The sequence below is a fragment of the Delftia sp. ZNC0008 genome, assembly GCF_000799035.1.
GTDB classification, from domain to species: domain Bacteria; phylum Pseudomonadota; class Gammaproteobacteria; order Burkholderiales; family Burkholderiaceae_C; genus Comamonas; species Comamonas tsuruhatensis.
In genome coordinates this window covers 1-3,653 of the sequence record NZ_JTKZ01000196.1, presented here as the reverse complement: position 1 = coordinate 3,653, position 3,653 = coordinate 1, and the positions used below count along the sequence as shown (strand labels likewise).

Annotated in this window: 4 protein-coding genes; 2 read left to right on the top strand and 2 right to left on the bottom strand. The window is 69.8% G+C overall.

The window, feature by feature from the left end; translation table 11 throughout:
• Window positions 1-151: 151 nt before the first annotated feature.
• Both msrA and msrB read right to left on the bottom strand, forming a co-directional pair.
• Complete coding sequence (gene msrA / locus L995_RS06570; protein ID WP_047470383.1) at window positions 152-901, bottom strand: peptide-methionine (S)-S-oxide reductase MsrA; 750 nt, start codon at window positions 899-901, stop codon at window positions 152-154.
• A 41-nt stretch (window positions 902-942) separates the two neighbouring features.
• Window positions 943-1,443: a peptide-methionine (R)-S-oxide reductase MsrB gene (gene msrB / locus L995_RS06565; RefSeq protein ID WP_016448169.1), complete on the bottom strand. Its 501-nt coding sequence runs from the start codon at window positions 1,441-1,443 to the stop codon at window positions 943-945.
• Between the two features lie 168 nt (window positions 1,444-1,611).
• Between msrB and L995_RS06560 the strand changes: the two genes are divergently transcribed.
• Window positions 1,612-2,328 (top strand): response regulator transcription factor, encoded by a 717-nt coding sequence (locus L995_RS06560; RefSeq protein WP_047327256.1) that lies wholly within the window; start codon window positions 1,612-1,614, stop codon window positions 2,326-2,328.
• Window positions 2,329-2,330: 2 nt separating this feature from the next.
• A partial coding sequence (locus tag L995_RS06555) for a sensor histidine kinase (RefSeq protein WP_047470379.1) occupies window positions 2,331-3,653 on the top strand: 1,323 nt, incomplete at its 3' end.

Below are 3,653 nucleotides of genomic sequence, written 5' to 3'. Positions count from 1 at the left end.
AGCGCAGGGCTTCGGCGCGGGTGGGCGGGAGGGGTGCAGCGGGTGCATCAAGCGAACTGGGAGGCATGCCGCAAATGTCTCATACGGCAGCCGCCGCCGACGCCTGCAGGCACCTATACCGCATCCGTACCGCACCCGTGCTGCGCAGACGCTACATCTGCCGGGCGGCCTGCTTGACCAGCACCGGCTCGGCGCGGTAGCTGCCCGGGAACAGCTGCTTGAGCTGCTCCACCTTGGGCAGGTCGTTGATGACGATGTAGGGGTGGCGCGGGTTCTCGGTCATGAAGTCCTGGTGGTAGTTCTCGGCCGGGAAGAAGCTGGGCTTGTCCTCCAGCCGGGTCACGATGGGCTTGCCGAAGACCTTGGCCGCGTCCAGCTGGGCCACATAGGCCTGGGCGGTCTTGAGCTGGGCGGCGTCGGTGGCGAAGATGGCCGAGCGGTACTGCGTGCCCGTGTCCGGCCCCTGGCGGTTGAGCTGGGTCGGGTCATGGGCCACGGAAAAGTAGATCTGCAGCAGCTGCCCGTAGCTGACCTGGGCCGGGTCATAGGTGACCTCGACCGACTCCGCATGCCCGGTGCGGCCGCTGCTCACCGCCGAATACGAGGCCTGGGCCGCCGTGCCGCCGCTGTAGCCCGAGACGGCGCGCTGCACGCCCTTGACATGCTGGAACACGCCTTGCACGCCCCAGAAGCAGCCGCCCGCAAAGATGGCTTTCTGCGGCCCCTGGCCCGTGGCCGGCATGTCCTGCGCGGGTGGCGGAATGCGCACGGCCTGCTCTGCCGCCTGCAGGTCGCTGCCCTGCCACAGCAGGGCGCCGCCCAGCAGCACGGCGCTGCCGGTCAGCAGTTGGAGAAGGCCGCGGCGGCGGGGTGCGGCGGCGAGGGGGGAATCGTTGGTCATGGTGTCTCTCCGGTGATGGTGGGGTGGTCTGGCTCCCGGGTTCAGGCAGGCTGGGGTGTGAACGTCAGGGACAGCCCGTTCATGCAGTAGCGCAGGCCCGTGGGCCTGGGGCCGTCGTCGAAGACATGGCCCAGGTGGCCGCCGCAGCGGCGGCAATGCACCTCGGTGCGCAGCATGCCGTAGGTGCGGTCCTGGCGCGTGGCCACGGCCTTGTCCAGCGGCTGCCAGAAGCTGGGCCAGCCCGTGCCGCTGTCGAACTTGGTCTTGGACGAGAACAGGGGCAGCGCGCAGCCTGCGCAGGCAAAGGTGCCCGCGCGGTGCTCCTTGTTCAGCGGGCTGGAGCCTGCACGCTCCGTGCCTTCCTTGCGCAGGATCCGGTACTGCTCGGGCGTGAGGCGGGCGCGCCACTCGGCATCCGTGTAGCTGACCTCGAAGACCTCGCTGGAGGCGGCCGCTGGCGCGCGGCGCGGGAACAGGCTGGCCGCCAGCACGGCGGTGGTGCCGGCGCCTGCAGTCCACAGAAGATGGCGTCTGGTGGTCATGGTGTGCTCCTGAAGGTTGCGTGCGTCTGAAAACGAAGCGATGCCAGTCAGGTTAGGGCGCCGGCCTCCCGAAGTCCTCACGCAGAGTTCAAAGATTCGTGATAACTCCCGGCCCCGGTATTGCGCACAATGGCAGCCACTCCCGCCACTTCCAGGAAACCGCATCCGATGACCGCCACGCGCCGCGTACTTCTCGTCGAGGACGACGCCCATATCGCCGACCTGCTCACGCTGCACCTGCGCGACGAAGGCCTGGAAGTCATGCACTGCGCGCGCGGCGACGACGGCCTGCGCCAACTGGAGCGCGGCGGCTGGGACGCGCTGGTGCTGGACATCATGCTGCCCGGCGTGGACGGCCTGGAGATCTGCCGCCGCGCCCGCGCCATGGCGCGCTACACGCCCATCATCATCATCAGCGCGCGCTCCAGCGAGGTGCAGCGCATCCTGGGCCTGGAGATCGGCGCGGACGACTACCTGGCCAAGCCGTTTTCCGTGCTGGAGCTGGTGGCGCGCGTCAAGGCGCTGCTGCGCCGTGTGGAGGCGCTGGCCCAGAACGCGCGGCTGGAGTCCGGCAGCCTGTCCATTGACGGCCTGGCCATGGACCCCGTGGCGCGCGATGCCCGGCTTCATGGTGCCCGGCTGGACCTGACCCCGCGCGAGTTCGACCTGCTGTACTTCTTTGCGCGCCAGCCCGGCAAGGTGTTCTCGCGCATGGACCTGCTCAACGCCGTCTGGGGCTACCAGCACGAAGGCTACGAGCACACCGTCAACACCCACATCAACCGCCTGCGCGCCAAGATCGAGGCCGACCCGACCCAGCCCGCGCGCATCCTCACCGTCTGGGGGCGCGGCTACAAGTTCGCCGAAGCGGGCGAGGGCGCATGACCATGAAACTGCGCCTGACACTGACCCAGCGCCTGTCCCTGGTCTTTGCCGTGCTGCTGCTGGTGTGCAGCGGCACCTCTGCCTGGATGCAGCTGCGCGCCAGCCGCATGCACGAGCTGGAAGTGGTGCAGGGCCTGTCGCGCGACGTGGCAGAAAGCATTGCGCGCGATGCCCAGCTGACCGACGCCAACGGCCTCATGCCCGGCGCCGTGCGCAGCTTCTTCAACCAGCTCATGCTGGTCAACCCCAGCGTGGAGGTCTACCTGCTGGATGCCGATGGCCGCATTGCCGGCCATGCCGCCCCCGACGGCCGCGTGCGCCGCGAGCGCGTGGACCTGGCGCCCGTGCACCGGCTGCTGGAAGGCGGCACGCTGCCCATCCTGGGCGACGACCCGCGCAGCACCGAAGGCCGCAAGGTCTTCAGCGCGGCGCCGCTGCGCGTCAACGGCAAGGAAGTGGGCTTCATCTACGTGGTGCTGCAGGGCGAGGCGCATGACCAGCTGGTGGCGCAGGGCTCGGCCAACTCGGTGCTCAGCACGGCGCTGTGGTCCATCGGCCTGGTGGCGCTGCTGTGCCTGGTGGCCGGCCTGGTGGCCTTTGCGCTGATCACGCGGCCGCTGCGCCGGCTCACCGAAGAGGTGGCCGGCTTCGACATCCATGGCACCCCCCCGGACCTGCCGGCCCCCCAGCCCGGTGCCGCGCAGGACAGCCGCGACGAGATCGCCGTGCTGGACGCGGCCTACCGCCGCATGGTGGCGCGCATCGGCGAGCAGTGGCGCGCCCTCACGCGCCAGGACCAGGAGCGGCGCGAGCTCATCGCCAACGTCTCGCACGACCTGCGCACGCCGCTGTCGTCCCTGCACGGCTACCTGGAAACGCTGCTGCTCAAGGACGCCGTGCTCGACACCACCGAACGCCGCCGCTACCTGGGCATTGCCCTGGCACAGAGCCAGAAGGTGGGCGAGCTGGCGCAAAGCCTGTTCGAGCTGGCGCGCCTGGAATACGGCTTTGTCCAGCCCGAGCCGGAGCCGTTTTCCATGCCCGACCTGGTGCAGGACGTGTTCCAGAAATTCGAGCTGCGTGCCGAGGCGCGACAGGTGGCGCTGCGGGCCGACTTCCCAGCCCGCCTGCCCGTCGTCCAGGCCGACCTGGGGATGATCGAGCGCGTGCTGGGCAACCTGCTGGACAACGCGCTGCGCCACACCCCCGAAGGCGGCAGCATCCTGGTGGCGCTGGCGGCGGCGGGCAACGCCGTCGAAGTCACCGTGGCCGATACCGGCCCCGGCATCCCGGCCGATCTGCGCGAAGGCCTGTTCGAGCGCCCC